Annotated in this window: 24 protein-coding genes; 12 read left to right on the top strand and 12 right to left on the bottom strand. The window is 72.4% G+C overall.

What is annotated here, in order from left to right:
- Positions 1–330 precede the first annotated feature (330 nt).
- The 5 genes from BLV96_RS46000 (at position 331) to BLV96_RS45980 (ending at position 6059) form a co-directional block, all read left to right on the top strand.
- Positions 331–2871: a glutaminase domain-containing protein gene (locus BLV96_RS46000; RefSeq protein ID WP_086675124.1), complete on the top strand. Its 2541-nt coding sequence runs from the start codon at positions 331–333 to the stop codon at positions 2869–2871.
- Positions 2872–2893: 22 nt separating this feature from the next.
- Positions 2894–4036 (top strand): type III PLP-dependent enzyme, encoded by a 1143-nt coding sequence (locus BLV96_RS45995; RefSeq protein WP_086675123.1) that lies wholly within the window; start codon positions 2894–2896, stop codon positions 4034–4036.
- Entirely contained in the window at positions 4029–4388 is a 360-nt protein-coding gene (speD, locus tag BLV96_RS45990; protein WP_086675122.1) for an adenosylmethionine decarboxylase, read from the top strand. The genes BLV96_RS45995 and speD overlap by 8 nt, the downstream gene beginning before the upstream one ends.
- Positions 4388–5257, top strand: coding sequence for a spermidine synthase (locus BLV96_RS45985; protein WP_086675121.1), 870 nt, complete (start codon positions 4388–4390; stop codon positions 5255–5257). The genes speD and BLV96_RS45985 overlap by 1 nt, the downstream gene beginning before the upstream one ends.
- 175 nt (positions 5258–5432) lie before the next feature.
- Positions 5433–6059, top strand: coding sequence for a DUF4360 domain-containing protein (locus BLV96_RS45980; RefSeq protein ID WP_086675120.1), 627 nt, complete (start codon positions 5433–5435; stop codon positions 6057–6059).
- A gap of 55 nt (positions 6060–6114) precedes the next feature.
- On the opposite strand, the gene BLV96_RS45975 is transcribed toward BLV96_RS45980, so the two are convergent.
- From BLV96_RS45975 to BLV96_RS45970, 3 genes are all read right to left on the bottom strand, one after another.
- Positions 6115–6534, bottom strand: a complete 420-nt coding sequence (locus BLV96_RS45975) for a hypothetical protein (RefSeq protein ID WP_086675119.1) — start codon at positions 6532–6534, stop codon at positions 6115–6117.
- 135 nt (positions 6535–6669) lie between these two features.
- Entirely contained in the window at positions 6670–6822 is a 153-nt protein-coding gene (locus BLV96_RS50170; protein WP_167379949.1) for a hypothetical protein, read from the bottom strand.
- Positions 6823–6922: 100 nt separating this feature from the next.
- Complete coding sequence (locus tag BLV96_RS45970) at positions 6923–7375, bottom strand: MarR family winged helix-turn-helix transcriptional regulator (protein WP_167379948.1); 453 nt, start codon at positions 7373–7375, stop codon at positions 6923–6925.
- A gap of 75 nt (positions 7376–7450) precedes the next feature.
- Here BLV96_RS45970 and BLV96_RS45965 point away from each other — a divergent pair, with 75 nt between their 5' ends.
- Complete coding sequence (locus BLV96_RS45965) at positions 7451–9505, top strand: MMPL family transporter (RefSeq protein ID WP_086675118.1); 2055 nt, start codon at positions 7451–7453, stop codon at positions 9503–9505.
- On the opposite strand, the gene BLV96_RS45960 is transcribed toward BLV96_RS45965, so the two are convergent.
- Entirely contained in the window at positions 9486–9863 is a 378-nt protein-coding gene (locus BLV96_RS45960; protein ID WP_086675117.1) for a MerR family transcriptional regulator, read from the bottom strand. The genes BLV96_RS45965 and BLV96_RS45960 overlap by 20 nt on opposite strands.
- 48 nt (positions 9864–9911) lie before the next feature.
- Between BLV96_RS45960 and BLV96_RS45955 the strand changes: the two genes are divergently transcribed.
- Positions 9912–10706, top strand: coding sequence for an MBL fold metallo-hydrolase (locus tag BLV96_RS45955; protein ID WP_086675116.1), 795 nt, complete (start codon positions 9912–9914; stop codon positions 10704–10706).
- On the opposite strand, the gene BLV96_RS45950 is transcribed toward BLV96_RS45955, so the two are convergent.
- The 7 genes from BLV96_RS45950 to BLV96_RS45920 all read right to left on the bottom strand — a co-directional run bounded on the left by BLV96_RS45950 (position 10703) and on the right by BLV96_RS45920 (position 16429).
- A complete protein-coding gene (locus tag BLV96_RS45950; RefSeq protein WP_086675115.1) occupies positions 10703–11047 on the bottom strand; it encodes an STAS domain-containing protein in 345 nt (114 codons plus the stop codon). The genes BLV96_RS45955 and BLV96_RS45950 overlap by 4 nt on opposite strands.
- A complete protein-coding gene (locus BLV96_RS45945; protein WP_086675114.1) occupies positions 11044–12114 on the bottom strand; it encodes a cobalamin B12-binding domain-containing protein in 1071 nt (356 codons plus the stop codon). The genes BLV96_RS45950 and BLV96_RS45945 overlap by 4 nt, the downstream gene beginning before the upstream one ends.
- A complete protein-coding gene (locus BLV96_RS45940) occupies positions 12111–13739 on the bottom strand; it encodes a PP2C family protein-serine/threonine phosphatase (protein WP_091390413.1) in 1629 nt (542 codons plus the stop codon). The genes BLV96_RS45945 and BLV96_RS45940 overlap by 4 nt, the downstream gene beginning before the upstream one ends.
- Positions 13732–14127 carry an ATP-binding protein gene (locus BLV96_RS45935; protein WP_086679368.1) on the bottom strand — a complete coding sequence of 132 codons (396 nt, stop codon included), beginning with the start codon at positions 14125–14127 and terminating at the stop codon, positions 13732–13734. Before BLV96_RS45935 ends, BLV96_RS45940 begins: the two co-directional genes overlap by 8 nt.
- 92 nt (positions 14128–14219) lie before the next feature.
- On the bottom strand, positions 14220–14606 hold the full coding sequence (locus tag BLV96_RS45930; protein WP_086679367.1) for an STAS domain-containing protein: 387 nt from the start codon (positions 14604–14606) through the stop codon (positions 14220–14222).
- 101 nt (positions 14607–14707) lie between these two features.
- Positions 14708–15877, bottom strand: a complete 1170-nt coding sequence (locus BLV96_RS45925; RefSeq protein WP_086679366.1) for a VanZ family protein — start codon at positions 15875–15877, stop codon at positions 14708–14710.
- A gap of 357 nt (positions 15878–16234) precedes the next feature.
- Positions 16235–16429: an antitoxin gene (locus tag BLV96_RS45920; protein WP_086679365.1), complete on the bottom strand. Its 195-nt coding sequence runs from the start codon at positions 16427–16429 to the stop codon at positions 16235–16237.
- Positions 16430–16632: 203 nt separating this feature from the next.
- Between BLV96_RS45920 and BLV96_RS45915 the strand changes: the two genes are divergently transcribed.
- The 4 genes from BLV96_RS45915 to BLV96_RS45900 all read left to right on the top strand — a co-directional run bounded on the left by BLV96_RS45915 (position 16633) and on the right by BLV96_RS45900 (position 21025).
- A complete protein-coding gene (locus BLV96_RS45915; protein ID WP_086679364.1) occupies positions 16633–17556 on the top strand; it encodes an NmrA/HSCARG family protein in 924 nt (307 codons plus the stop codon).
- Positions 17553–17954 (top strand): PPOX class F420-dependent oxidoreductase, encoded by a 402-nt coding sequence (locus tag BLV96_RS45910; RefSeq protein WP_086679363.1) that lies wholly within the window; start codon positions 17553–17555, stop codon positions 17952–17954. Before BLV96_RS45915 ends, BLV96_RS45910 begins: the two co-directional genes overlap by 4 nt.
- A gap of 93 nt (positions 17955–18047) precedes the next feature.
- Entirely contained in the window at positions 18048–19721 is a 1674-nt protein-coding gene (locus BLV96_RS45905) for an alkaline phosphatase family protein (RefSeq protein ID WP_086679362.1), read from the top strand.
- Between the two features lie 110 nt (positions 19722–19831).
- Positions 19832–21025 (top strand): GGDEF domain-containing protein, encoded by a 1194-nt coding sequence (locus tag BLV96_RS45900; protein ID WP_244180967.1) that lies wholly within the window; start codon positions 19832–19834, stop codon positions 21023–21025.
- A gap of 307 nt (positions 21026–21332) precedes the next feature.
- Here BLV96_RS45900 and BLV96_RS45890 read toward each other — a convergent pair whose 3' ends face one another.
- Positions 21333–22412 (bottom strand): mandelate racemase/muconate lactonizing enzyme family protein, encoded by a 1080-nt coding sequence (locus tag BLV96_RS45890; RefSeq protein WP_086679360.1) that lies wholly within the window; start codon positions 22410–22412, stop codon positions 21333–21335.
- 374 nt (positions 22413–22786) lie between these two features.
- On the opposite strand from BLV96_RS45890, the gene BLV96_RS45885 reads away from it, so the two are divergent.
- On the top strand, positions 22787–23908 hold the full coding sequence (locus BLV96_RS45885; RefSeq protein ID WP_086679359.1) for a S1 family peptidase: 1122 nt from the start codon (positions 22787–22789) through the stop codon (positions 23906–23908).
- Positions 23909–23971: the final 63 nt, after the last annotated feature.

Genomic DNA, 23971 nt, shown 5'->3' with positions numbered 1-23971 from the left:
GCCCGCCGCGCCTCACCGCCCCGCCCGCCCCGGCCCGCCCGCCCCGGCCCGCCCGCTCCGCCCCGCCCCACCCGCCGCGCCTCACCGCCCCGCCCCGACTTCCGAACGTCTTGAATGACTCATTCAGGACCTCTGGCGCCCTGAATGACTCATTCAAGACATCGGGGTGGGACCCTCGGCCGCCCCGCCGCCCGAAAAACGCACCGGACCTGCGCCCCGAGTGGTCCGTCACCCCGCCACCACACCGACCAACGGCGGATTTACAACGTTGTACCAACGATGTAAAAGTTATCCCCGCACGAGCCCACCAGCCCGTGAAAGGGGCCACCGATGTCCTCCCGAGAACTCACCCGCCGGGATCTGCTCCGGCTCGCCGGCGGCACCGCCGCGGCCGTCGCCGCCGCGCTGTGGCTGCCCGGGACCGCGGCCGCCGCCGGTACCTTCAGCCCGATCCGGCCGCCCGCCACCCCGCTCGTCGTCCGCTCGCCCTACCTGTCCACCTGGCAGCCCGCCGACACCCTCGCCGGCACCTGGTCGAGCTTCTGGACCGGGCACATCACCGCCCTCTGCGGCCTCGCCCGCATCGACGGCGCCGCCTACGTCTTCGCCGGTCAGCCCGCCCTCCCGAACGGACCGGCGCTCACCACGATGACCCAGGTCAGCCTGCAGGTCACCGGCACGCGCTCGACCTACGTCCTCACCGGCGGCGGTGTGAACCTCACCGTCACGTTCTTCTCGCCGGTCGACCCGGCGAACCTGCAGCGCCAGTGCGTCCCCTTCGGTTACGTGACCCTCCAGGCCGCCAGCGCCGACGGCCGCGCCCACACCGTCGACCTGCACTTCGACACCTCCGCCGAGTGGGTGCACGGGACCACCTCGACCCCGGTCACCTGGACCCAGCAGCAGGCGGGCGGCTACACGCTGCTCAGCTGCACCCCGGCGAGCCCGGGCGTCCTGCAGGAGAGCGGCGACCAGGCGAGCTGGGGCCGGCTCGTGCTCGCCGCGCCGACGTCCGGGACGAGCTGGCAGATCGGGCAGGACACCGTCGTGCGCGCCGCCTCGGCCGGCCAAGGCACCCTGAACAACACCAGCGACACCGCCCAGCCACGCGCCATCAACGACCGCTGGCCGGTGCTGGCCTTCAACAAGAACCTCGGCACGATCCCCGCCGGCGGCACCTCGGCACCGTTCACGCTCTCGATCGGCCACGTCTGCACACCCGCCGTCCGCTACCTCGGCACCCAGCTGAACCCCTGGTGGACGCACTACTGGAGCAGCTGGCCGGACATGGCCGTCTGGTTCGGCAACGACTACGCGGCCGCCCTGGCGGCGGCGACCGCGATCGACCAGCGCCTGCACGACGACGCCGTCGCGGCGGCCGGCGGCGGCACGACCGGCGAGCACTACGCCGGGATCTGCGCGCTCGCGCTGCGCCAGGCCTTCGGCGGCACCGAACTGGTCGACCGCGGCGGCGCGCCGTGGGGCTTCCTCAAGGAGATCTCCTCCAACGGCAACATGTCCACAGTGGACGTCACCTACCCGGCGTTCCCCGCCTACCTCTACCTTTCCGCGGCGTATCTGCGGCTGATCCTGGAGCCGCTGCTCGACTACGCCGAGCGCGGCGGCTGGCCGATGCAGTTCGCCGAGCACGACCTCGGCACCCACTACCCGGACGCGACCGGGCACAACGACGGCAACGAGGAGAGCATGCCGGTCGAGGAGTCGGCCAACCTGCTGATCATGGCCGCCGCGCTGGTCCAGCGGCTCCCGTCGGCCGACGCCGTCGCCTTCGCGAACACCCACTACCGGATCCTGCGGCAGTGGGCCGAGTACCTGGTCGGCACCACCCTCGACCCCGGGTTCCAGAACCAGACCGACGACTTCACCGGCTTCATCGCCCACAGCGCCAACCTCGCGCTCAAGGGCATCATCGGCGTCGGCGCGATGGGCGTCATCGCCGCCGCCGTCGGCAACACCGCCGACGTCCAGCGCTACCGCTCGACGTCCCGGAGCTACATCAGCCAGTGGGTCACCCTCGCCCAGGACACGTCGAACCAGCACCTCAAGCTCGCCTACGACCAGCCCGGCACGTGGAGCCTGAAGTACAACGGCTTCGCCGACCGCGTGCTCGGCCTCGACCTGGTCCCGTCCGGCGTCGCCGCCCAGGAAGCGGCCTGGTACCAGGGCCGCGTCGGCGCCCACGGCGTCCTGCTCGACCCCCGCAACAACTACACGAAGGCCGACTGGGAGCTGTGGACCGCCGCCTGGCTCACCGACCAGCCGAACATCCGCGCTTCGCTGGTCGAAGGCGTCTACAGCTACGCGAACGTGACGCCGCAGCGGGTGCCGTTCAGCGACTGGTACGTCGTCGCCGACGCCACCCAGCGGGGCTTCCAGGCCCGGCCGGTCGCCGGTGGCTACCTGGCCCTGCTGACGCGCCCGGCGGCGTCGGCGACGGTCTGGCGGAAGCTGCAGAACCAGCGGTCGGGCAAGGTGCTCGCCGTGTCGAACATGTCACTGGCCGACACGGCCGAAGTGACCCAATGGTCGGACAACGGCTCGGCCGACCACCTCTGGGCCGTGGTCGACAACGGCGACGGCACCGTCCGGATCGTCAACCGCAACAGCGGCAAGGTCCTCGCGGTGCACGACCAGAGCCTCGACAACGGCGCCCACGTCCAGCAGTTCCAGGACAACGGCACCCCCGACCACAACTGGCGGATCGTCGACGCGGGCAGTGGCTGGTCGAAGCTCGCCAACGTCCGCAGCGGCAAGGTGATGGCGGTCGACCAGCAGTCCACGGCGGACGGCGCGCAGGTGACCCAGTGGGACGACAACGGCACACCGGACCACCTGTGGCGGTTCGTCTGACGCCGTTTGCGACACTGGCGCCGTGTGCGCCGACCCCCTCCGCCGGTTCCTCGACGAACGGGACCCGCCGACCCCGTGCCTCGTCGTCGACACCGACGCCGTCGCGGCCCGGGCGCGCGAGGTCCGCGCGGCGTTCCCGGGCGCGCTGATCCGGTACGCGGTCAAGGCCAACCCGGCGCCGCCGGTGCTCGACGCGCTGGTGGCCGCCGGGCTCGGCTTCGACGTCGCCGGGCCCGCCGAGCTCGCGCTGTGCCTGGACCGCGGCGTGGCCCCGGCGGACCTCGCCTACGGGAACCCGATCAAGAAGCCCCGCGACATCGCCTACGCCTTCGGCCGCGGTGTCCGCGAGTTCACTTCGGACGCCGCGGCCGACGTCGAGCACCTCGCCGCACACGCGCCGGGGTCGGCCGTGTCGATCCGCGTGCTGCTCGACGCGCCGGACTCGGTGACGCCCTTCGGCCGGAAGTTCGGCTGCGAGCCGGCCGAGGCCCTCGACCTCGTGCTGCGCGCGGCCGCGCTCGGGCTGCGGCCCGGGATCGCCTTCCACGTCGGGTCGCAGCAGCCGGACCCCGGCGCGTGGGAGATCGGGATCGCCACGGCGGCGAAGCTGTTCGCCGAGGCCGCGGCGCAGGGCGTCGCGATGACCCGGCTCAACCTCGGCGGCGGCTTCGCGACCACCCACCGGACCGCGGTGCCCGCGCTGGACGCGTACGCGGCGACGATCGCGTCGGCGCTCGACACGCACTTCGCGGGCGAGCAGCCGGAGCTGATGCTGGAGCCGGGCCGGGTGCTCGTCGCCGACGCCGGCCTGCTCCGGACCGAGGTCGTGCTGGTCGCGCAGCGCGGCGAGCGGCGCTGGGTGTACCTCGACCTCGGGCGCTACAACGGGCTCGCCGAGGCCGAGAACGAGGCGATCGCGTACCGGTTCGAGCCGGTGACCACGCCCGGTGGTCCGCGCGGGCCGGTGGTGCTCGCCGGACCGACCTGCGACGGCGACGACGTCCTCTACCAGCGGACGCCGTACGAGCTGCCGCTGTCCCTGACGACCGGTGACCGGCTCGACCTGCCGGGCACCGGCGCCTACACCGCGAGCTACGCGTCGGTCGGGTTCAACGGGATCGAGCCGCTGCGCACCTACTGCCTGGGGCGGTGGGGCGATGCCTGAGATCGGCCGGTTCACCGGGCGCCACGTCCTCGCCGAGCTGCACGGCGTCGACCCGGGCCTGCTGAACGACGCCGCGCGCCTCGGCGAACTGCTGCGGGCGGCGGTGACGGAGGCGGGCGCGACGGTCGTCGACGTCGTGGCCAAGCGGTTCGTGCCGCAGGGGGCCACGGTGATCGCGCTGCTCGCCGAGTCGCACGCGTCCGTGCACACCTACCCCGAGCACGGCTCGTTGTTCGCCGACGTCTTCACCTGCGGGTCGCGGGCCGACCCCGAACACGCGCTGCGGCTGCTGGCGAAAGCGCTGGACGCCGCTTCGGTCCACCTGTCCGTCCTGCACCGGGGAGAACGCTGATGCCCCTGATCCACGAACCCCTCGGCGCCGGCCTCACCCGCGTCTGGGAGGTCGGCGACGTGCGCTTCCACGCGCGCACGCCGTACCAGGAGGTGCTGATCGGGAAGACCGCGCAGGGGATTTCGCTGTTCTGCGACGGCGAACGGCAGAGCACCGAAGCGAGCCAGCTCGTGTACCACGAGGCCCTGATGGTGCCGGCGCTCCTGCTGGCCGAGCGGGTGCGGCGGGTGCTGATCATCGGGTCGAGCGAGGGGGTCGCCTCCGAACTGGCGGTCGCCGCGGGCGCGACGGTCGTCGACCACGTCGACATCGACGAGCAGGCCGTGCGGGCCTGCGCCGAGCACCTGCCCTACGGCTACACGACCGCGGACCTCGCGCGCGGCGACGGGCCGGTCCGGGTGTCCTATGAGGACGGCTGGGCGTTCCTCGCCGCGGCCGAGGCCCGCGGCGACACCTACGACGTCGTCGTGATCGACCTGCCGGACGAGAACACCGACCCGGACGCGCAGCACAACCGCTTGTACGGCACGGACTTCCTCGGCCGGTGCGCACGCGTCCTCGCCCCCGGCGGTGTGGTGACCTGCCAAGCGGGCTGCCCGACGCTGTGGCGCAACGAGACGCTGCGCTCGTCGTGGCAGCGGTTCCGCGAAGTGTTCGGGACAGTGCTGTACTTCGGTTCCGACGAGCACGAGTGGGCGTTCCTGAGCGGCCGCGCGGACGTCGTCGACGACCCGGGCGCGCTGGTGGCGCGGCGGTTCGCGGAGCGGGGGAGCGGTGCGGCCACGCTGGACGCCGAAGCGCTGCTCGGCGGGACGATCCCGCCGTATTCGCTCCGGCACCCAGTGGTCCGGACCAGTTCGGACCGTTGATTGTCCGACGCAATCAAGTAGTGCAGCGATAAAATGCGGGAAATGGATTTCCCGCACTCCGCGTCGTCGTGTTACTCCGTTCAGTGGCCGTCGGAAAGGTTGCGATCGCGCTACGATCCGTTCCGCGCGCGATCATCGTGATCAAAAGGCACCGTGGCCCATTTGGAGGAGCGTCATGCTCGGTATGTTGGTCGTAGCCGGAATGGTTCTGTCCGCCCTCGCCGCACCCGTCGATTCCCCGGCGACGTCGGCTCCGACCGAAAAGATCACGCTCGACGTCAAGACCATCAACGGCTCGGGCTGCCCGGCGGGCACGGCCACGGCGACGGCCGACGTCGCCTCCGACAACACGTCGTTCACGGTGCACTACACGAACTTCACCGCCAAGGCCGGCGGTGGCGCGTCCGCGCTCGACGCCCGGAAGAACTGCCAGATCAACGTGCTCGTCCATGTCCCGCAAGGGTTCACGTACGCGATCGCCGAGGCGGAGTACCGCGGTTTCGCGCACATCGAGAGCGGGGCGAGCGCGCTCGAGCAGGCCAACTACTACTTCGCCGGCACGTCGCCGACCGCCCGGGTGCGCCACACCTACCCGGGCCCGTTCCACGGCGTGTGGCGCGCGACCGACACCACCGACGTCGCGGCACTCGTGTTCGCCCCGTGCGGTGAGGACCGCAACCTGAACATCAATGCGGAACTGCGCGCGGACGCGGGTACCTCTTCGGGAACGAGTTACATCGAAATGGATTCCGAACATGCGAGTGTCGACACGATTTACCACTTCGCGTGGAAGACCTGCTGAATTCCGCGAAATGGTCCGCTCACCGGAACCCGGCCGGTGAGCGGGCCCGTTCGCACTAGACGTGGGTGACCAGAAGTGTCACTCCCGCTTCGCCGCCGCAGTCGACGAAGACCGGTCCGACGCCGTTGCCGATGTGCTGCGACACGGTCGCCTTGGCGACGAAGTGGTCCGGTCCGGCGTCGACGATCCGGATGTTCTCCAGCGCCGGGTGCTCCGGGAAGCCGCCGAGGACGGACTTCAGGCCGGTGCCCCCGCCGCAGTTGCCGGTGATCGTCACTTCCTGGCCACGGTGGGTCGTTGGGTTCGGCGTCACCTGGACGGTGGCGCGCGCACCCTGGGGTGGCTGTGTGGTCATGATCCCCTCCGTGGTCCCCGGTTCCGCCGACGCGCCGCCGGCGATCCCGATGCTCACCGCCGTGACGAGCGCCGCCGCGGCGGCCAGCCCGGTCACCGTGCGGGTGGTCCTGCTGCGCATGGTGTGCTCCTCCCTGGATCCGGGGTTCGCCGGATCTGCTTCGTCAGTCGCCGCGGGGCGGGCCCGGGGTTCTCGACGAAGGGGAGTGAGACGTGGATCACAGGCGCACCGGGCAGCGGGGAGACCGCTCGGAGTCTACAAAGGACGGACGCGGGTGGCGCCGCCCGAAGCCGGCAGCTCGGCCGGTTCGCCCTGCGCGGCCGGCGTCAGCGTGCATCGTCGCTCGAACCGCTCCATCAGGACGGTAGCGATCAGGAGGGCCACTGGGGTGCTCACCGCGATCCACATGCCTGAACACCTACCCAGCTCCGCCGGAGCTGAATCGCCGGGATGACGGCGGGAAGGCCGCCGTGGCGCGGCAATCCGCCCCTGGCCTGGGCGGGGCCGCTCAGGTCACCGGTTGGTCTCGATCCGCCGCCGACAGCCGGGCGATCACCTGCAGCAGCCCGGCCCGGAACGCGTCGTCCTCGCCGAGGTCCCCGAGCACCGCCGGCTCAGCCCTCACCGCCCGTTCGTGGACCGCGCGCCCGTGGTCCGTCAGCTGGGTGACGTGCCGCCGGGCGTCGGCCGGATCCGGGGTGCGCGTGACGTACCCCGCCTTGGCCAGCCGGTCGAGGGTGCGGCTGATCGTCTGGTCCGTGACCTGGCAGCGCTGGGCCAGCGTCCGCTGGGGGAGCGGCCCGTCGCGCAGCGTGTGCAGCGCGATCAGGCCCGCGTGGGTGAGCCCCATGCCGTCCAGCACCGCCGCCCAGCGGTGTTCCACCAGGCGTGCCGCCACGGCCAGCAGCCGGCCCGTCGGCCAGGTGCCCAGGTCGGGTTCGGGGGTTGTGCTCACCGTCACTCCGGGTCCGTCGTGCAGAATGTTCAGCTTGCTGAACAATTGGGCGTGTTCGCCCTCGAAAGGACCTTAGCGACCATGAACGACAAGCCGCGCCGGCTCCGCTGGCTGATCCCCGCCCTCCTGGTGATCGCCTGGCTCGGGCTGGGCGGGTTCGGCGGCCCGTTCGCCGGGAAGCTCAGTGAAGTCGCGAAGAACGACAACGCCGCCTTCCTGCCGCAGTCGGCGGAGGCCACCGAGGTCTCCGACGAGCAGAAGGCCTTCACCCCGCGCCAGGTGCTGCCCGCGACCGTCGTCGCCGAGCGCACCAGCGGACTGACCGCCGAAGACCGCCGGTTCCTCGACGGCAAGGCCCGTGAGCTCGGCACCGTGCCCGGCGTCGTCGGCCCGCTCGGGCAGCCCGAGCGGGCGCCGCGCGACGACCAGGCCGTGCAGCTGGCCGTCCCGATCCTCGCCGACGGCAACCCCGCCGACGTCGTCAAGGAGGTCCGCGCGAAGCTCACCGGCGCGCCCGCGGGGCTCACCGTGCTGGTCACCGGGCCCGCCGGGCAGATCGCGGACCTGGTGACGGCCTTCGGGGGCATCGACGGCATCCTGCTGCTCGTCGCCGGCGGCGTCGTCGCGCTGATCCTCGTCGCGGTCTACCGGAGCCCGCTGCTGCCGTTCCTCGTGCTGCTGTCGGCCGTGTTCGCGCTCGGGCTCGCGAGCCTCGTCGTCTACCTGCTGGCGAAGAACGACGTCCTCGCGCTCAACGGCCAGAGCCAGGGCATCCTCTCGATCCTCGTGTTCGGCGCGGCGACGGACTACGCGCTGCTGACCGTCGCGAGGTTCCGGGAACAGCTGCGCGACACCCCGAGCCGGTTCGACGCGCTGAAGCTCGCCTGGCGCGCGACGCTCGAACCGATCGCCGCCTCGGCCGGCACCGTCATCCTCGGCGTGCTGTGCCTGCTGTTCAGCGACCTGAACTCCAACAAGGGCCTCGGCCCGGTCGCGGCGATCGGCATCGGCGCCGCGCTGCTGGCCTCCACGACGTTCCTGCCCGCCGTGCTGGCCCTGTGCGGCCGTGGCGCGTTCTGGCCGTTCAAGCCCGCGCTGGGTTCGCCGCACCCCGAGACGTCCGGCGTCTGGGGCCGCGTGGCCCGCCTGGTCGGCCGCCGCCCGCGCGTGGTCTGGGTGGTGACGGCGCTCGTCCTCGGCATCGGCGTCGCGTTCCTGCCGCAGCTCAAGGCGTCCGGCACCGCGCAGTCCGACGTCTTCCTCACCCAGGTCGAATCCGGGACCGGGCAGGACATCCTCGGCAAGCACTTCCCGGGCGGGCTCGGCGCGCCCGCCGTCACGATCGCCGACGCGGACTCCGTGCCGGCGGTGCTGGCAGCGTCCAAAATGGACGGCGTGGCGCAGTCCGTGGCGCTGCCCAAGCAGGTGAACGGCCGGGTCCAGATCCTGTCCGTGCTGAACGACCCAGCCGACTCCGAGGCGGCGGTCGCGACGGTCGGGCGGCTGCGCGACGCCGTCCACGCGGTGCCCGGCGCGAACGCGAAGGTCGGTGGCCCGACGGCGATCCAGCTCGACACGCAGAAGACGTCGGAGCACGACCGGGCGCTGATCATCCCGATCGTGCTGCTGGTCATCTTCCTGGTGCTGGCCCTGCTGCTGCGGTCGCTGCTCGCCCCGCTGCTGCTGATCGCGACCGTGGTGCTTTCCTTCGCCGCGACGATGGGCGTGTCCGCCGTGGTGTTCAACCACATCCTGGACTTCCCGGGCGCGGACCCGGTCGTGCCGCTGTTCGGGTTCGTCTTCCTGGTGGCGCTGGGCATCGACTACAACATCTTCCTGATGACGCGGGTCCGCGAGGAGGCGCTGACCCGCGGCACGCGCGAAGGGACGCTGCACGGGCTTTCGCTGACCGGCGGCGTGATCACCTCGGCGGGGGTGGTGCTCGCCGCGACGTTCTCCGCGCTCGCGGTGATCCCGATCCTGTTCCTCGCCCAGATCGCGTTCATCGTCGCGTTCGGCGTCCTGCTCGACACGTTCCTGGTGCGGTCGCTGCTGGTGCCCGCGCTGACGGTCGACGTCGGGCGCCGCGTCTGGTGGCCCTCGAAGCTGGCGAAGGCTACAAAATCGCCTGCTTGAAGTCCGGGCACTCGACGAGCGGCACGTGGTCGCAGGCAGCCGCGTGCCGCAGGCTGTCGCGCATCCGGGTGAGGCGATCGATCGTGTCGTCGAGCTCGGTCGCCTTGGCCGCCATCCGCTCGCGCAGCGCGTCGTCGCTCGGTGTCGCCACCAGGAACCGGGCGATCTCCGCGATCGTGAACCCGGCCCCGCGGGCACAGGCGACCAGGTCGAGGCGGCTCAGGACGTCCGGGTGGTACGTGCGGCGAAGGCCGTTGCGGCCGGCCGGTTCGACGAGCCCGCGCTTCTCGTAGAACCGCAGCGCCGAGGGCGCCAGCCCGGACTTCTCGGCGACTTCGGCGATGTCGAGCAGGGTCATCGTGGCCTCCTTGACTTGAAGCGTAGTTCAAGTCAGACGATGGCGGCCATGAAGATCCACCACCTCAACTGCGGGTCCGTGCGGCAGATCGAAGCCCCCGGCCTGCCGTCCGCGCCCGCGGTCAACCACTGCCTGCTCGCCGAGACCGACCACGACGGTCTCGTGCTCGTCGAAACCGGCCTCGGCCTCGACGACGTCCGCGACCCCGCCGCCACCCTGGGCGGCGACTGGGTGACGATGGCCCAGCCGCTGCTGTCCGAAGACGAGACCGCCATCCGCCAGATCGCCCGGCTCGGCTTCGCACCGGACGACGTGCGGCACGTCGTCGTCACGCACCTCGACGTCGACCACTGCGGCGGCCTGCCCGACTTCCCCCGCGCGCGGGTCCACGTCCTCGCCGCCGAGCGGGACGCGGCGCTGGCCGAGGCGCCGAGCTTCCGCTACCGGCCCGCGCACTGGGCGCACGGGCCGGCGTGGGAGACCTACGAGCCGCCGTCGGGTGACGACTGGTTCGGCTTCGGGTCGGTGCGGCTCCGGGGAGTGCGCGCGGACATCCGGCTGATCCCGCTCGGCGGCCACACCGCCGGCCACGCCGGGGTGGCGGTCCACGACGGCTCGCGGTGGCTGCTGCACTGCGGCGACGCGTACTACTACCACCGCGAGCTCGAGGCGGCCCCGCTGCCGCACCCGGTCCTCGACGTCGTCCAGACCCGCTCGGAGGTCCACCACGACCTGCGCTTGGGGACACAGGCGCGGCTGCGGGAGCTCGTGCGCCGGCACGGTGACGAGGTGACGGTCTTCAGCGCCCACGACCCGTGGGAGCTGGCCCGCCTGCGGGCCTAGGAGTCGAGCCGGGCCCGGGACGGCGGGGTTTCGCCGGTCAAGTACGCCGTCGTCCCGGTGAGCGCCAGCAGCCGGTCCAGCGGGGCCGGCCGGTTGTCCAGGTGCAGCCGGGCGTCCGCGCCGGTCACCGCGCGGTGGACCAGCAGCAGCGTCGACAGCCCCGACGAATCGCAGAAGGCGATCCCGGCGCAGTCGAGCCGCACGTCCCGGACGCCGGGGTGGTCGGCCAACCGGTCGGTGACCAGCTGCAGCAGCGTCGCCGCCGTGGCGAACTCCAGCGCGCCGGTGATCGTGACGCGGGCCGTTTCGCCGTCCGGGGCCCACGTGCAGGTCAACGTCATGCCGAGAGCCCCGATCCGGCGGCCGGGTCCGCCAGGTGCGTGCGGGCCGCGCGCAGCAGGCCGGTGGCCCGCGGGAAGTCGCGCAACTCCGCCTCGAGCAGGTCGAGGGCGGGAACCAGCGAAGCGGCCGGGACGCCGCGCGCGGTGAGGATGCCGGCGGTCCAGCTCAGGAAGCCGGTGAACAGCTCCTCGTCGCCGACGTACAACGACGTCGCCAGGAACTCGACGATGTGCGCGAGGTCCTCGGCGGTGTGCTGGCGCTGCAGGTCGGTGTAGGTCCGCATGGCCGGGATGCGCTCCTCCAGCCCGGCCAGCACCGCCTTCACCAGGCGGCCGGCGCTGCGCGTGACCAGCGTGTACTCCTGGTCGGCCAGGTGCGGCAGGTCGTCGAGCGGCTGGTGCCCGACGTGCGGGCGGGGGAGCGGCCCGGCCAGCCGGTCGGCCGCCGACCGCGCGTCCGGCGCCCACGCTTCGGCGCCGAGCAGCCGGGCGTACCGGCCGTCGGGCCCGAACGCGGCGCCGCCGGCGATGACCGGCGTCGCGGCCGCCTGGCACGCGGTGATCGTGGCGTGCGCGGTCGGCAGCCGGGTCGCGATCGACCCGGACAGCGCGACCGCGTCCGGCCCGGTGCGGTGCAGGTGCGCGACCAGGTGCGGGGCGGGCACCTGCGCGCCGAGGTAGTCGACCCGGAAGCCGCGCAGCCGCAGCACCTCCGAGAGCAGCCGGGCGGGCATCGCGTGCCACTCGCCGTCGACGCAGGCGACGGTGACGCGGCCGAGGTGCGGCTCCGGCCGCTTGAGCACGTACCCGAAGGTCGCGATGACGCGGTCGTTGATCGCGGTCGCCGCGTGCTCCTGCGCCACGGTCAGGCGGTTGGCCGCCCACTCCTGCCCGACCTTGCGCTGCACCGCGCCGATCACGTCGAGCAGCAGGCTCTCCGGGTCGGCGCCCTCTTCGAGCGCCTGGACCACGACGTCGCCGGCGGCGTACTCGTCGCCGGTCGTGACGGCGTCCCAGAGCCGTTCGGCGTGCTCGGCCACCCCGGGCGTGCGGGTGGGGGTGCTCATGCGGTGTACCTCCCGCGACCGTGGCCGCCGACCGCGGCCAGGTGCTGGCCGCGCGGCGCGGTGATCGCCAGCACGGCCATGTCGTCGTGGGCGCCGCGGCCGATCCACTGCGACGCGAGCATCTGAACCCGCTCGACGACGGCGTCGGCGGGCATGTTCGCGCACTCGGTGAGCGACTGCCGGAGCCGGTCCTCGCCGAACATCGCGTCCCCGAGCGGGCCGCCGCGCGCCTCGACGATCCCGTCGGTGTAGAGCAGGCACGTCTCGCCCGGGTCGAGCGTGACGTCCGTGCCGGACGATTCGATCTCGGGCAGCACGCCGATCAGGCTCCCGTGGGTGTCGGCCTCCTCGACCCGGCCGTCGGTCCGGACGATCAGGGGCGGCGGGTGGCCCGCGCTCGTCACGCGCAGCCGGACGGTGGCGCCTTCGCGGCGGGCCGAGGCCAGCACGAGCGTGACGAACCGCGCGTCGCGCCGGTCGGCGAGCGTGCGGTTCAGCAGCTCCAGCAGGGCGCGGTGGTCGCCCGCCATCGGCAGGAGCGCGCGCAGCGTGGTGCGGATCTTGCCGGTCAGGACGGCGGCGTCGAGGCCCTTGCCGCAGACGTCGCCGAGCACGGCCAGCGACTCGTCGTCGCCGGTGTCGAGCGCCGGGTGGACGTCGTAGAAGTCGCCGCCGATGCGCTCGCCGTCGCGAGCCGGACGGTAGCGGCCGGCGAAGTCGACCCCGCCGCGCTGTTCCAGGGTCGGCGGGAGCAGTTCGCGCATCAGCGTGTCGGTGATCGACGCCTGCAGCGCGAACACGCGCGCCGCGGACATCGCCGCCCCGGCCCGCGCCGCGAACAGCCGGGCGAACAGCTCTTCCTGGTCGGTGAACGACTCCCGGTCGCCGCGGCGGAGCAGCACGAGCGCGCCGGCCGGGACGCCGTGGCCGGGCAGCGGCGTGACGACGATCGAGCCGACCGGGCCGAAGTCCGCGGGCAGCACCCAGCCGGGGGCAGCGTCGGGGTCGAGCCAGCGGGAGGGCACCGGCGGGAAGCCCTGCAGCGCCTCGCCGAGGCCGGGCAGCTCGTCGGGGTCGATCTCCAGGCCGGTCCGCGTCGGTTCCCCGCCGCGCACGCAGGTGACCGCGGGGTAGCTCACGCCCGTGGTGGGCGCCAGGACCAGGGCGGCGTCGGCGAGGTGCTGCGCGGCCAGGCGGGCGGCGACCTCCATGCAGCGTTCCAGGTTGAGCGAGCCGAGCAGCGCGGCGGAGGCGTCGCTGAGGAAGGCCGTGCGCTCCTGCTCGCGGACCAGGGCGTCCTGGGCCACGCGGGCGTCGCTCTCGTCGACCAGCCACCACGTGACGGATTCGCCGTGCGGGATTGGGTGGGCCGCGAGGGACTGCTCGCCGACGGAGCCGCGGACGACCTCGTCGGTGCGCCGGTCGTGCGCGGCCACCAGCCAGTCCGCCACGGTCTCCGACAGCCGGCCGCCGGGCTCGGCCCCCGGGAAGAGCGTGCGGGCGGCTTCGTTGAGCGCGAGGACGATCCCGGCGGCGTCGGCGCAGACGGCGGCCACGGGCGCGGCCGTCCAGCCTCGGTCGCCGGTGTCCGGGGCGGTCGGCGCGGTGCGTGCCGGGTCAGCCACGCGCACCCGCGGGGTCGTCGGTGGTCAGCTCGGCCCACAGGGTCTTGCCGCTGGGCCGGCGCAGCTGGCCCCAGGCCGCCGCGCAGCGCTCCACCAGCAGGAGGCCCCGGCCGCCCTGGTCGGACGGCGCCCGGCGGCGGGCCGGCTCGCCCCCGCCGTCGTCGACCTCGATCCGCAGCTTCGCGGCACCGGGCAGCAGGCGCACGTGGTAGGGCGCGCGGCCGTGGCGCAGCGCGTTCGAAGTGAGTTCGTCGACCACCATGACCGCGGTGCTGACCACGTTCGCGGGGAATTCCCGCAGGACGGTGCGGACCCAGTGCCGGACCTTCGCCAGCTCGCTCAGTTCGGCGGTGATGCCGAGTTCGTGCCGGATCGCTCTGAGGTTCACGTCCGCCTCCCTGTCCGTGCCGGGCCCCGGGGAGAAGCCCTCCCCTTCTTCATGCCCGGATCCGGGCCCGCCGACACGGGTATCGGAGGAGGTCATGCTTCTTCGCCCCAAGACGCGCGGGCCGCGGCGACGCTCGGGTGCACCGGCATCACGTCGCCGAGGCAGAGCAGTTCGATCGGCCGGACGACGGCGGGCACGGTCGTCACGACGGCCAGTCGGCCACCCGCCTCGCGCAGCCTGCTGCCCAGCCGGAGCAGGACCTGCAGGCAGCTGGAGTCGCAGTACTCGACCGCGGCCATGTCCAGCACCACGTCACCGGCGCCCGGCTCGTCCGGGAACGCTTCGGCCAGCTTTGCCGAGACCGCGAAGTCGAACTCACCACGCAGGGTGAAGATCCGCAGGCCCGCGTCTTCGCCGACGTCGAGCGACCAGCCGTCACCGGAGTACCGCTGCCGCGGCCGCGTTGCGTCGGTCGTCATGCGGGCTCCAGGATGGGGGATCGGGAACGCGGGCTGGCGGCTCAACCTGCTCCCGACGCAATCTACCAGCGCCGCCGGGACCGGGCAGCCCGGTGTCCCCGTCACCGTCCTTTAAGGACTTCCTCCCGGGGGGCCGGTTCCGGGGCCGCGCCGGCCTCCGGGACGTCCGGCACGATGGCCACGTTCACCGTTCGCGTCAGCCGTTCGTAGGGTGCCCGGTGCTCGCCGTCGAGCAGCACGGCCAGTGGTGTCCAGACGCCCACGACGAACACCGACGCGGCCAGCGCGACCGGCAGGAGCAGCAGTTCGGGGTGGTCGCCGAGGTCCCAGCGGTCCACCTCCAGCACCAGCCACGCGAGCCACAGCGGCGAGAGCAGGACGCCGTTGCGGACCAGCAGCGCGATCGGCCCGGCCCGGCGCCGTCCCCGGCGCACCACGCGCAGCAGCATCGCCCGCTTGCCGGGCGTCGAACCGGTCACCGCGGGCAGCACGACGAACCACACGACGGCGAGGATGACGACCGGCGTGTCGCGGTGGGTCAGGTCCTCGCCGAACAGCGTGAGCAGGCCGAACAGGAAGCCGAGCAGCGCGGCGAACCCGAGCAGGTCGGTGGCCAGGGCGAAGAGCCGCCGGGTGAACGTGACCTTCGCGGCGTAGCGGCGCCGGTCGTGCTCCGGCTCCGGCGAGGGCAGCAGGCGGCCGAGCGGACCGGCGACCAGCCAGCCCACGACGACGCCGGCGGTGTTGAGGATCAGGTCGTCGACGCTGAAGAGCCGGTACGGGCAGGGGTAGACGAACCACAGGCCGGTCAGCTGCGTCAGCTCGAAGAACAGCGAGACGCCGAACCCGATCAAGGCGGCGGGCACGAGCCGCATCCGCTGGGCGTAGCGGACGTAGAACCCCAGCGGGGCCAGCATCACGACGTTGAGCGCGGTGGTCCAGACCGCCGGGTTGTGCAGCAGCGCACCGGGGCTCCAGTGCCCGCGGGCGCGCTGGGACACGACTTCGACGAAGTAGAAAGGCCGCAACTGCGGAGAACTCGCGTAGGTGTGCCCCGCGCAGTACGCCGGGTCGGCGGGCAGCGGCAGCACCGTCTGCGTCGCGATCGCCAGCAGGTAGAAGAGGAAGGCGTAGAAGACGAACGTCGGCCACCCGCCCGCGCGGCCGCGCCGGCGGTAGCTGACGAACGCGGCGGGCAGCATGACGGCCAGCACGAGGAACGGGAAGAGGATGAGGGCCGTCCGGACGGGGACGAGGTAGGTGGCGACCACGGAGCCGGTGGTACCCAGCCGGGCGGGGAGCGAAGCGTCCTTCCCCCGGACGGCTGGGCTTGTGCCGGATCTGGCTCACCGGCCTCCGCCGCGCCGGCTCCGCTGGATCGTCTTGGATGACTCATTCAGGACCTCCCACGACCTGAATGAGTCATTCAAGGCAATGGGCCGGCCGGTCGGCGGGGCTCGCCGGGTTGATTTCCGGCCAGCGGCCGCGCAGGTTCTGGTCGGCGGGGCCTGCCGGGTCGGTTTCCGGCCGACGGCCGCGCAGGTTCTGGTCGGCGGGCTCACCGGGCCTGGTTCCGGCCGGCCCACCGCCGGGCCGCGATCGGCCCGGCGGCGACGGCCGGCGGAGACTCACTGAGGGGGCGCGTCCTGCTGTCCGCCACCCTGGTTGTGCAGGTAGTCCTTCACCTTCTCCGTGCCCTGGTCGATCTTGTCGGAGTGCTCGCCGAACCGCTGCTTGGCGGCGTCGGCGGCCTTGTCCACACCCTGGTCGGCCTGGTCCGGGTGCTTGCCGAGCGCTTCCTTGGCCTTGTCGAACAAGTTCATCGGTGCCTCCGTTCGGAATCCGATCTTCGGACACCCCGAGGAGAACACCGGGCCAACCGGCCCGCAACCGATTGGCCGTACCCACTCACCTGTCGTGGGTATTACCGCCCCTTTCCCGGGTGAAAGCTCCCTCCCCGGGTTTGGATCGGGCGACTTCGGGTAATGGCCGATTCCTTTCCGGCACGGGCCGGGTCGGTACGGGCATGAGCACTTCTCCGAAGCAAAACCGGGTGGTCGCCGTCGTCGGCGCCACCGGGCGGCAGGGCGGCGGCCTGGTCCGCTCGATCGCCGCCGACCCGGACGGCGGGTTCACCGTCCGGGCCATCACACGCGACGCGGGTTCGCCGCGCGCGAAGGAACTGGCCGCCCTCGGCGCCGACGTGGTGACCGCGGACCTCGACGACCCCGCGTCCGTCGAGGCGGCGTTCACCGGCGCGTACGGCGCTTTCTGCGTCACCGCCGCCCAGGAACACCCACCGGAGCGCGAAACCGCCCACGCCGCCACGATGGCCGCGGCCGCTCGCCGGGCCGGCGTCGCGCACGTCGTGTGGTCGACGTTCGAAGACACCCGGACGTTCGTCGCACCCGGTGACGACCGGATGCCGGTGCTGCCCGGGGGTTACCTGGTCCCGCACTACGACGCCAAGGGCGCCGCCGACGCCGAGTTCGCCGGCGTGCCGACCACGTTCCTGCGCACGGCGTTCTACTGGGAAAACCTGCGAGACGGCGGGGGCCCGAGCCGCGGCGACGACGGGGTCCTCACCCTGACGCTGCCGCTGGGAACGGCCCGGCTGCCGGGCATCGCCGTAGCCGACATCGGCCGCTGCGCCCACGCGATCTTCCGACGTCCGGAACTGGCGGGGAAAACGGTGAGCATCACCGGCGAAAACCTCACCGGCGCCGAACTCGCCGCCGGGTTCGCCGCATTCCTCGGCGAACCGGTGCGGTTCCAGGACGTTCCCGTAAGTGCTTTCCCCGCGGAACTGGCCAACATGTTCCGGTTCACCCAGGACTTCGAAACGGCGTACGCGGGAGCCCGCGACCCCGGCGAAGTCCGCGAACTCCACCCCGGGCTGCTGACCTTCCGGCAGTGGCTGTCCGAAACCCCGGAAAGGACGTCCCGATGACCGTGCTCCTCACCGAAGCCGCCCGTGCGGTGCTCGACGGTTCCCACACGGCGGTGCTCACCACCTCGAACGCCGACGGCCGGCCGCAGTCGTCGGTGATCTTCGTCAAGCGCGACGGCGACACCGTCGTCTTCAGCACCGTCAAGGGGCGCCTGAAGACCCGGAACATGGAACGCGACCCGCGGGTCAGCCTGCTGGTCTCGGCCAACCCCGGCCGCTGGGCCGAGATCCGGGGGAGCGTCGAGATCGCCGACGACCCGGAAAAGGTGCTGCTGCACGAAATGTACGCCCGGTACATGGGCGGGCAGACGCCGCCGGCGGAACCGGACGCGCAGCGGCTGATCGTCCGGATCGTCCCGGAAAAGCTGTTCGACTGGCCGCCGGCGGAGGCCGCTTGAACCACCCGCGGCCCGAGCCCGTATACCGGGTGAGGATCGCCGGTCCCGCCGCACGGGCCGGGCGGTCACCGCCGCGATCGACGTGAGGCCCGCATGCTTGGAAACCCCGTCCCAGCCGCCGCACCGCTGCCCGATTTCGGGTTGCCCCGGACCGGGCGGCGGCACGCCTTCGCCGGGGTGGTCGTGACCGCGCTGGCCGCGTTGCTCGTGCTGTTCGCGCTGCTGTCCCCGGACGACCTGACGTCGTTCTCGGCCGAAGCGCTGGTACGGGTGCCGGTCGAGGGGATCGTCGTCGCCGCGTTCGTGCTGATCCTGCCGCCGCGATCACGGCGGGTCGTCGCGGTGCTCACCGGCCTGGCGCTCGGACTGCTCGTCGTGCTGAAGGCGCTGGACACGGGCTTCTACGCGACGCTGGAGAAGCCGTTCGACCCGGTCTACGACTGGAGCTTCTTCAGCGCCGGGGTCGAGTTCCTCGCCGGCCAGATCGGCGACGCGGGGGCGATCGCCGCGCTCGTCGGCGCGTGCGTGCTCGCGGTCGCCGTCGTGGTGCTCATGGTTTTGGCGGTGCTGCGGCTGAGCCGGATCGCCGCCGGGCGCCGGACCGGCGCGACGCGCGTGGTGGCCGTGCTCGGCGTGATCTGGATCGTCTGCTCGCTGTTCGGGGTCGAGATCGCGCCGGGCCAGCCGGTCGCCGCGCAGAGCGCTGCCGCCATGGCTTACGACGACCTGCGCCAGGTGAGCACGGACCTGCGGGAACAGCGGCCGTTCGGCGAGCTGGCCGCCGAGGACGCGTTCCGGAACACCCCCGGTGACCAGCTGCTGAACGGGCTGCGCGGCAAGAACGTCGTGCTGACGTTCGTCGAGAGCTACGGCCGGATCGCGCTCGACGACCCGGGGTTCGCGCCGAAGATCGGCGCCACCCTCGACGCGGGCACCGCCGAGCTGAAGGCAGCGGGGATCGGCGCGAAGAGCGCGTTCCTCTCGTCTTCGACGTTCGGCGGCGGCAGCTGGCTCGCGCACTCCACCGTCGAGTCCGGCATGTGGATCGACAACCAGCAGCGGTACAACAACCTCCTCGACAGCGACCGGCTGACCCTCGGCGGGGCGTTCCAGAAGGCGGGCTGGAAGACGGTCTGGGACGTCCCCGCGCACACGAAGGACTGGCCGGAGGGGCAGCGGTTCTACCACCCGGACGCCTACTACGACTTCCGCAACATCGGTTACCGGGGTCCGGGGTACGCCTACGCCACGATGCCGGACCAGTACACGCTCTCCATGCTGCAGCGCAACGAGCTGGCGAAGAGCGCGCGGAAGCCGGTGATGGCCGAGGTGGACCTGGTCTCCAGCCACGCGCCCTGGTCGCCGCGGCCCTGGCTGGTGGACTGGAACCAGGTCGGCGACGGGTCGGTCTTCGCGCCGCAGCCGGCGGCCGGCGAGGCGCCGGAGTCGGTCTGGAAGGACCCGGCGAAGATCCGCGACGCCTACCGCGACGCCACCGACTACTCGCTCAAGACGCTGATCTCGTTCATGAAGACCTACGGCGACGAGAACACCGTCCTGGTGTTCCTCGGCGACCACCAGCCGCCGGTCGTCACGCCGCAGGGCGCGGTGCACGACGTGCCGATCACGATCGTCGCCAAGGACCCGAAGGTGCTGGACCGGATCTCCGGCTGGGGCTGGACGGACGGCCTGCACCCGGCCGCGCGGGCGCCGGTCTGGAAGATGGACTCCTTCCGCGACCGCTTCCTGACCGCGTTCGCCCGCTGACCGTCCACTGAGGACACTCCGTCCGGTGGCTTCCGGGAACGCGCCCGGTGGGCCTATCCTGGAGCCGCCGGGCGGGGGAGCCCGGCCGATCCACGGACACGGGAGGGTAAGTGGATCAGCAGGGGGAGTCTCGTTTCGCGTACCGCGGTGTGCCGCCCGGGGTCGTGCCGTACTACGTCGCGGTCGAGGTCGGTGCCGTCGCGCTGCTGGTCCTGGCCGTGCCGGCGACGAGGCCGGCGCCGCGGGAGTGGCTGTTCTTCGCCGTCCTGCTCGCTTCGGCGGTCGTGCAGACCGAGCTGTCGGCGAAGGCCGAGCGGATGCGCCGGTTCCTGGCCCGGAACCCGCACGTCAGCGTCGCGTCGGTGTGGTACTTCGCCGGGGCGCTCGTGACGCCGCCGGTCCTGGCCGCCGTCCTCGCGGTGCTCGTCTACGGGCACCTCTGGCTGCGCACGGCGGGCGGGGTGCCCGGCAGCCGGCTGTACCGGGCGACGTGCTCGGCCGCGACGCTCGTGGTCACCGTCTTCGCCGCCGCGTCCGTCGCCGGCGTGGCCGGGCCGATCGCGGCCGGCCTGACGCTGGCGCTGGTCAACACGCTGCTGGTGATGGTCGGGTTCAAGCTCCACGAGCCGAGCCGCCCGTTCCTGTCCTTGGCGGGGTCGGTGTCGGAGAACCTGCTCGACGCGGCGACGCTGTGCCTCGGCGTGGTGGCTGCGGCGCTGCTGCCGGCCGAGCCGTGGCTGGTCCCGCTGCTGGTGCTGCCGGTCGTGCTGCTGCACCGCGGCGAGCTCGGGCGGCGGCTGGAGCTGCAGGCCCGGGACCCGAAGACCGGGCTGCTGACCAGCGGAGAGTGGCGGGCGCGGGCCGAAGCGGAGCTGAGCCGGGCGGCGCGCTCCGGGGGTGACTGCGGGATCCTGATGCTCGACCTGGACCACTTCAAGCGAGTCAACGACACGTACGGGCACTTGGCGGGCGACGACGTCCTGCGGGCGGTCGCCGGGGCCGTCCGGGCCGAGGTGCGGGTCTACGACTCGGTCGGCCGGTTCGGCGGGGAGGAGTTCGTCGTCCTGCTGCCGGGCATCGGGCGGGTGCACTCCGTCGCGGTCGCCGAACGGATCCGCGACGCGGTGGCGGCGCTGGCCGTCGTGGCCGCGGACGGGACGCGGATCACCGGGCTCTCGGTGTCGATCGGGGTGGCGGTGCACCCGGCCGCGGGCGGCGGGGTGGACGAGGTGCTCGGCGCCGCGGACAAGGCCGTTTACGCGGCGAAGAACGCCGGGCGCGATCGGGTTTGCGTCAGCCGTTGAGGAATCGCGGCCCCGTCCGCCATCCGACCAGGGTCGCGGGCTAGCCCGGATGGAGCAGCGTGGTGACTTTCCGCTGCGCCCGCATTCACTTGCCCGATGAATTGCCGGTAATTCTTCCGCGCTTCTACGCTGTTCGGATTGTCGGTCGTGCCCGTGGCCGCCGCCGGCGGCGACTTCGCGCCACCCGGCTGTTTCGGCGGGCGATACGGAACCCTCTTCGGGCAGGGCGTTTCGGTCAGCTGCTTCTGGTTCGTGGCCGGCGATTTCGTGCCCTACGGTTTCGGCCCGGCGGCGTCGTGTCCGCGGTTCACGAGGTGCGGCGGTCGTCCATCGCGTCACGATCCCAGTCGATTCCCAGTCCGGGCGTTTCCGGGGGCACCGCAAACCCGTTTTCGACGGTCAGCTCGGTCCGCGTGATCGCGCGCAGCTGCGGGATGTGCTCGACGTACCGGCCGTTCGGCACGGCCGCCGCGAGGCTCACGTGCAGTTCCATCAGGAAGTGCGGGCAGACGTCGACGGTGAAGGCTTCGGCCAGGTGCGCGACCTTGAGCCACGGCGTGATGCCACCGACGCGGGCCACGTCGGGCTGCACGATCGAAGCGGCGCCGCGGTGCAGGTAGTCGCGGAACTGCGCGACCGAGTACAACGACTCGCCCACGGCGACCGGGATCGCCGTGGCGGCGGCGAGCCGGGCGTGCCCGCTGACGTCGTCGGCCGGCAGGGGTTCCTCCAGCCAGAAGAGGTCGAGCGGTGCGAAGGCGGCTGCCCGCCGGACGGCCTCGGCGGCCGTCATCGACTGGTTCGCGTCCACCATCAGGTCGCACCGCGGCCCGACTGCCTCGCGGACCGCGGTGAGCCGCTCGAGGTCGTCGGGCCTGCCGACCTTGACCTTGACGCCACCCCAGCCGGCGGTCGCCGCCGCTTTCGCGCCGGCGACGAGCTCCTCGGTGCTCAGGTGCAGCCAGCCGCCTTCGGTGTCGTAGAGGGGAACGCGCGGCCGGAACCCGCCGGCGACGCGCCACAGGGGTTCCCCGGCCCGGCGGCACTTGAGGTCCCACAGCGCGGTGTCGACGGCGGCGAGCGCGAGTGAGGTGATGGCGCCGACGGTCGTCGCGCGCGTGGCGGCGAAGAGGTCCCGCCACAGCGCTTCGATCCGCCTCGGGTCCTGGCCTCGGAGCCGGGGGAGGAGGTGGTCTCGCAGCAGGGCGAGAACGGAGCTGCCGCCGGTGCCGATCGTGTAGGAGTAGCCGAGCCCGGTGTTCCCGTCGGCCGTGGTCAGCTCGACGAAGACGGTCTCCTGCGAGGTGAACGCCTGCACGGCGTCGGTCCGGGTCTGTTCGACCTCGACGTCGACGAGAAAGGCTTCGGCGTGCGTGACGACGGTCAACGATCCCCCTGGCGCAGAATCCTATAGGAAATACGATTGTCGTCGACCGGCTCGTCGACTGTCAACGGCGGGCCGGCAGGGGACGGTCATGCACGTCTGCTGCCCCGCAGACTCTGGTTCCCGCCGGTGTCCGCACCCGCGTGCTGTACTTGGTCCAGACCTTCGTCGACGCGGACGGGTGACACCGGCTCGCGCTCCTTTCGCGCGCGGGAAACCCCTTGGCGTGCAAGGCATCCACGTTGGAAGTCCGCAATGGACAGTCGTTCGCCTCCGCGAATTCCGGACAGAAGACCGGACATTTCTGGACCACTCCCGCCACCGCCCGCACACTCGGCGCACGGTGTGTTTCTTTCCCCCTGCCCGAAGGAGACCTCATGCGTCGAAGAATCGCCCTCGCCCTCGGTGGCGCCGCCGTCCTGACCGCGTCACTCGCTTCGTCCTCCCTCAGCCCGGCCGTCGCGTCACCCGGGTTGATCTCCGCCATGCAACGGGACTTCGGCCTGACCGCCGCCCAGGCCGAAACCCGGCTCGGCCAGGAAGTCACCGCCGCACGCGTGATGCCGGCCGCCCAGAAGGCCGCCGGGGCCGCGTTCGGCGGGGCGTGGTTCGACCCCGCGCTCGGCAAGCTCGTCGTCGGCGTGACCGACCCGGCCGCGGCGCAAGCCGTCCGGCAGGCCGGTGCCGAAGCCGCGCCCGCGAAGGTCAGCGCCGCCAAGCTCGACGCTGCGAAAGCCGCGATCGACGCCTCCGCCAAGGCGAAGCCCGCCCCGGCCGCGGTCAGCGGCTGGCGCACCGACCCGCGCGCCGGCAGCGTCGTCGTCACCCTGCGACCGGGCGCGCACGGCGCCGACGTCGACGCCTTCCTCGCGAAAGCCCGCGAAGCCGGCCCCGTCACCGTCGCGACCACCCCGGCCGCCGAGCCGTTCTCGGCCGGCACCGTCGGCGGCGACCCGTACTACATCAACGGCAACACCCGCTGCTCGATCGGCTTCTCCGTGCAGGGCGGCTTCGTCAGCGCCGGGCACTGCGGCGGCGTCGGCAGCTCGGTGGTCGGCTGGGACGGCTCGGCCATGGGCAGCTTCGCCGGCTCTTCCTTCCCGGGCAACGACTACTCGTTCATCCGCATCGGCAACGGCTGGTGGACCGCCCCGGTCGTGCTCGGCTGGGGCACGGTGAGCGACGCGCTCGTGCGCGGCTCGTGGGTCGCGCCGGTCGGGACGTCGGTGTGTCGCTCGGGCTCGACGACGCACTGGCACTGCGGGGTCGTCGAAGGGCTGAACGAGACCGTCAACTACTCCCAGGGCGCCGTCTACCAGGTGACCCGCACCAACGTGTGCGCCGAACCCGGTGACTCCGGCGGCTCGTTCATCACCGGCGACCAGGCCCAGGGCGTCACCTCCGGTGGCTGGGGCAACTGCGGCTCCGGCGGGGAGACGTGGTTCCAGCCGGTGAACGAGATCCTGCAGACCTACGGCTTGTCGCTGGTCACGGCGTAGGAAAAATCTTCCGGCGGCGGCCGATGAATCCGGCGGCCGCCGCCGGTAGATACCGGTGAGGCC

The organism is Amycolatopsis pretoriensis, from assembly GCF_900107925.1.
Classification (GTDB): Bacteria; Actinomycetota; Actinomycetes; order Mycobacteriales; family Pseudonocardiaceae; genus Amycolatopsis; species Amycolatopsis pretoriensis.
The sequence above is the reverse complement of the archived record's forward strand: the minus strand, read 5'-3'. Positions and strand labels throughout refer to the sequence as shown.

What these genes read in the sequence shown, in the direction of transcription:
- BLV96_RS46000 (WP_086675124.1), top strand. Translation starts at nt 331, where the DNA reads ATGTCCTCCCGAGAACTCACCCGCCGGGATCTGCTCCGGCTCGCCGGC.
- speD (WP_086675122.1), top strand. Translation starts at nt 4,029, where the DNA reads ATGCCTGAGATCGGCCGGTTCACCGGGCGCCACGTCCTCGCCGAGCTG.
- BLV96_RS45985 (WP_086675121.1), top strand. Translation starts at nt 4,388, where the DNA reads ATGCCCCTGATCCACGAACCCCTCGGCGCCGGCCTCACCCGCGTCTGG.
- BLV96_RS45980 (WP_086675120.1), top strand. Translation starts at nt 5,433, where the DNA reads ATGCTCGGTATGTTGGTCGTAGCCGGAATGGTTCTGTCCGCCCTCGCC.
- BLV96_RS45975 (WP_086675119.1), bottom strand. Translation starts at nt 6,534, where the DNA reads ATGCGCAGCAGGACCACCCGCACGGTGACCGGGCTGGCCGCCGCGGCG.
- BLV96_RS50170 (WP_167379949.1), bottom strand. Translation starts at nt 6,822, where the DNA reads ATGTGGATCGCGGTGAGCACCCCAGTGGCCCTCCTGATCGCTACCGTC.
- BLV96_RS45965 (WP_086675118.1), top strand. Translation starts at nt 7,451, where the DNA reads ATGAACGACAAGCCGCGCCGGCTCCGCTGGCTGATCCCCGCCCTCCTG.
- BLV96_RS45960 (WP_086675117.1), bottom strand. Translation starts at nt 9,863, where the DNA reads ATGACCCTGCTCGACATCGCCGAAGTCGCCGAGAAGTCCGGGCTGGCG.
- BLV96_RS45955 (WP_086675116.1), top strand. Translation starts at nt 9,912, where the DNA reads ATGAAGATCCACCACCTCAACTGCGGGTCCGTGCGGCAGATCGAAGCC.
- BLV96_RS45950 (WP_086675115.1), bottom strand. Translation starts at nt 11,047, where the DNA reads ATGACGTTGACCTGCACGTGGGCCCCGGACGGCGAAACGGCCCGCGTC.
- BLV96_RS45945 (WP_086675114.1), bottom strand. Translation starts at nt 12,114, where the DNA reads ATGAGCACCCCCACCCGCACGCCCGGGGTGGCCGAGCACGCCGAACGG.
- BLV96_RS45930 (WP_086679367.1), bottom strand. Translation starts at nt 14,606, where the DNA reads ATGACGACCGACGCAACGCGGCCGCGGCAGCGGTACTCCGGTGACGGC.
- BLV96_RS45920 (WP_086679365.1), bottom strand. Translation starts at nt 16,429, where the DNA reads ATGAACTTGTTCGACAAGGCCAAGGAAGCGCTCGGCAAGCACCCGGAC.
- BLV96_RS45915 (WP_086679364.1), top strand. Translation starts at nt 16,633, where the DNA reads ATGAGCACTTCTCCGAAGCAAAACCGGGTGGTCGCCGTCGTCGGCGCC.
- BLV96_RS45910 (WP_086679363.1), top strand. Translation starts at nt 17,553, where the DNA reads ATGACCGTGCTCCTCACCGAAGCCGCCCGTGCGGTGCTCGACGGTTCC.
- BLV96_RS45905 (WP_086679362.1), top strand. Translation starts at nt 18,048, where the DNA reads ATGCTTGGAAACCCCGTCCCAGCCGCCGCACCGCTGCCCGATTTCGGG.
- BLV96_RS45885 (WP_086679359.1), top strand. Translation starts at nt 22,787, where the DNA reads ATGCGTCGAAGAATCGCCCTCGCCCTCGGTGGCGCCGCCGTCCTGACC.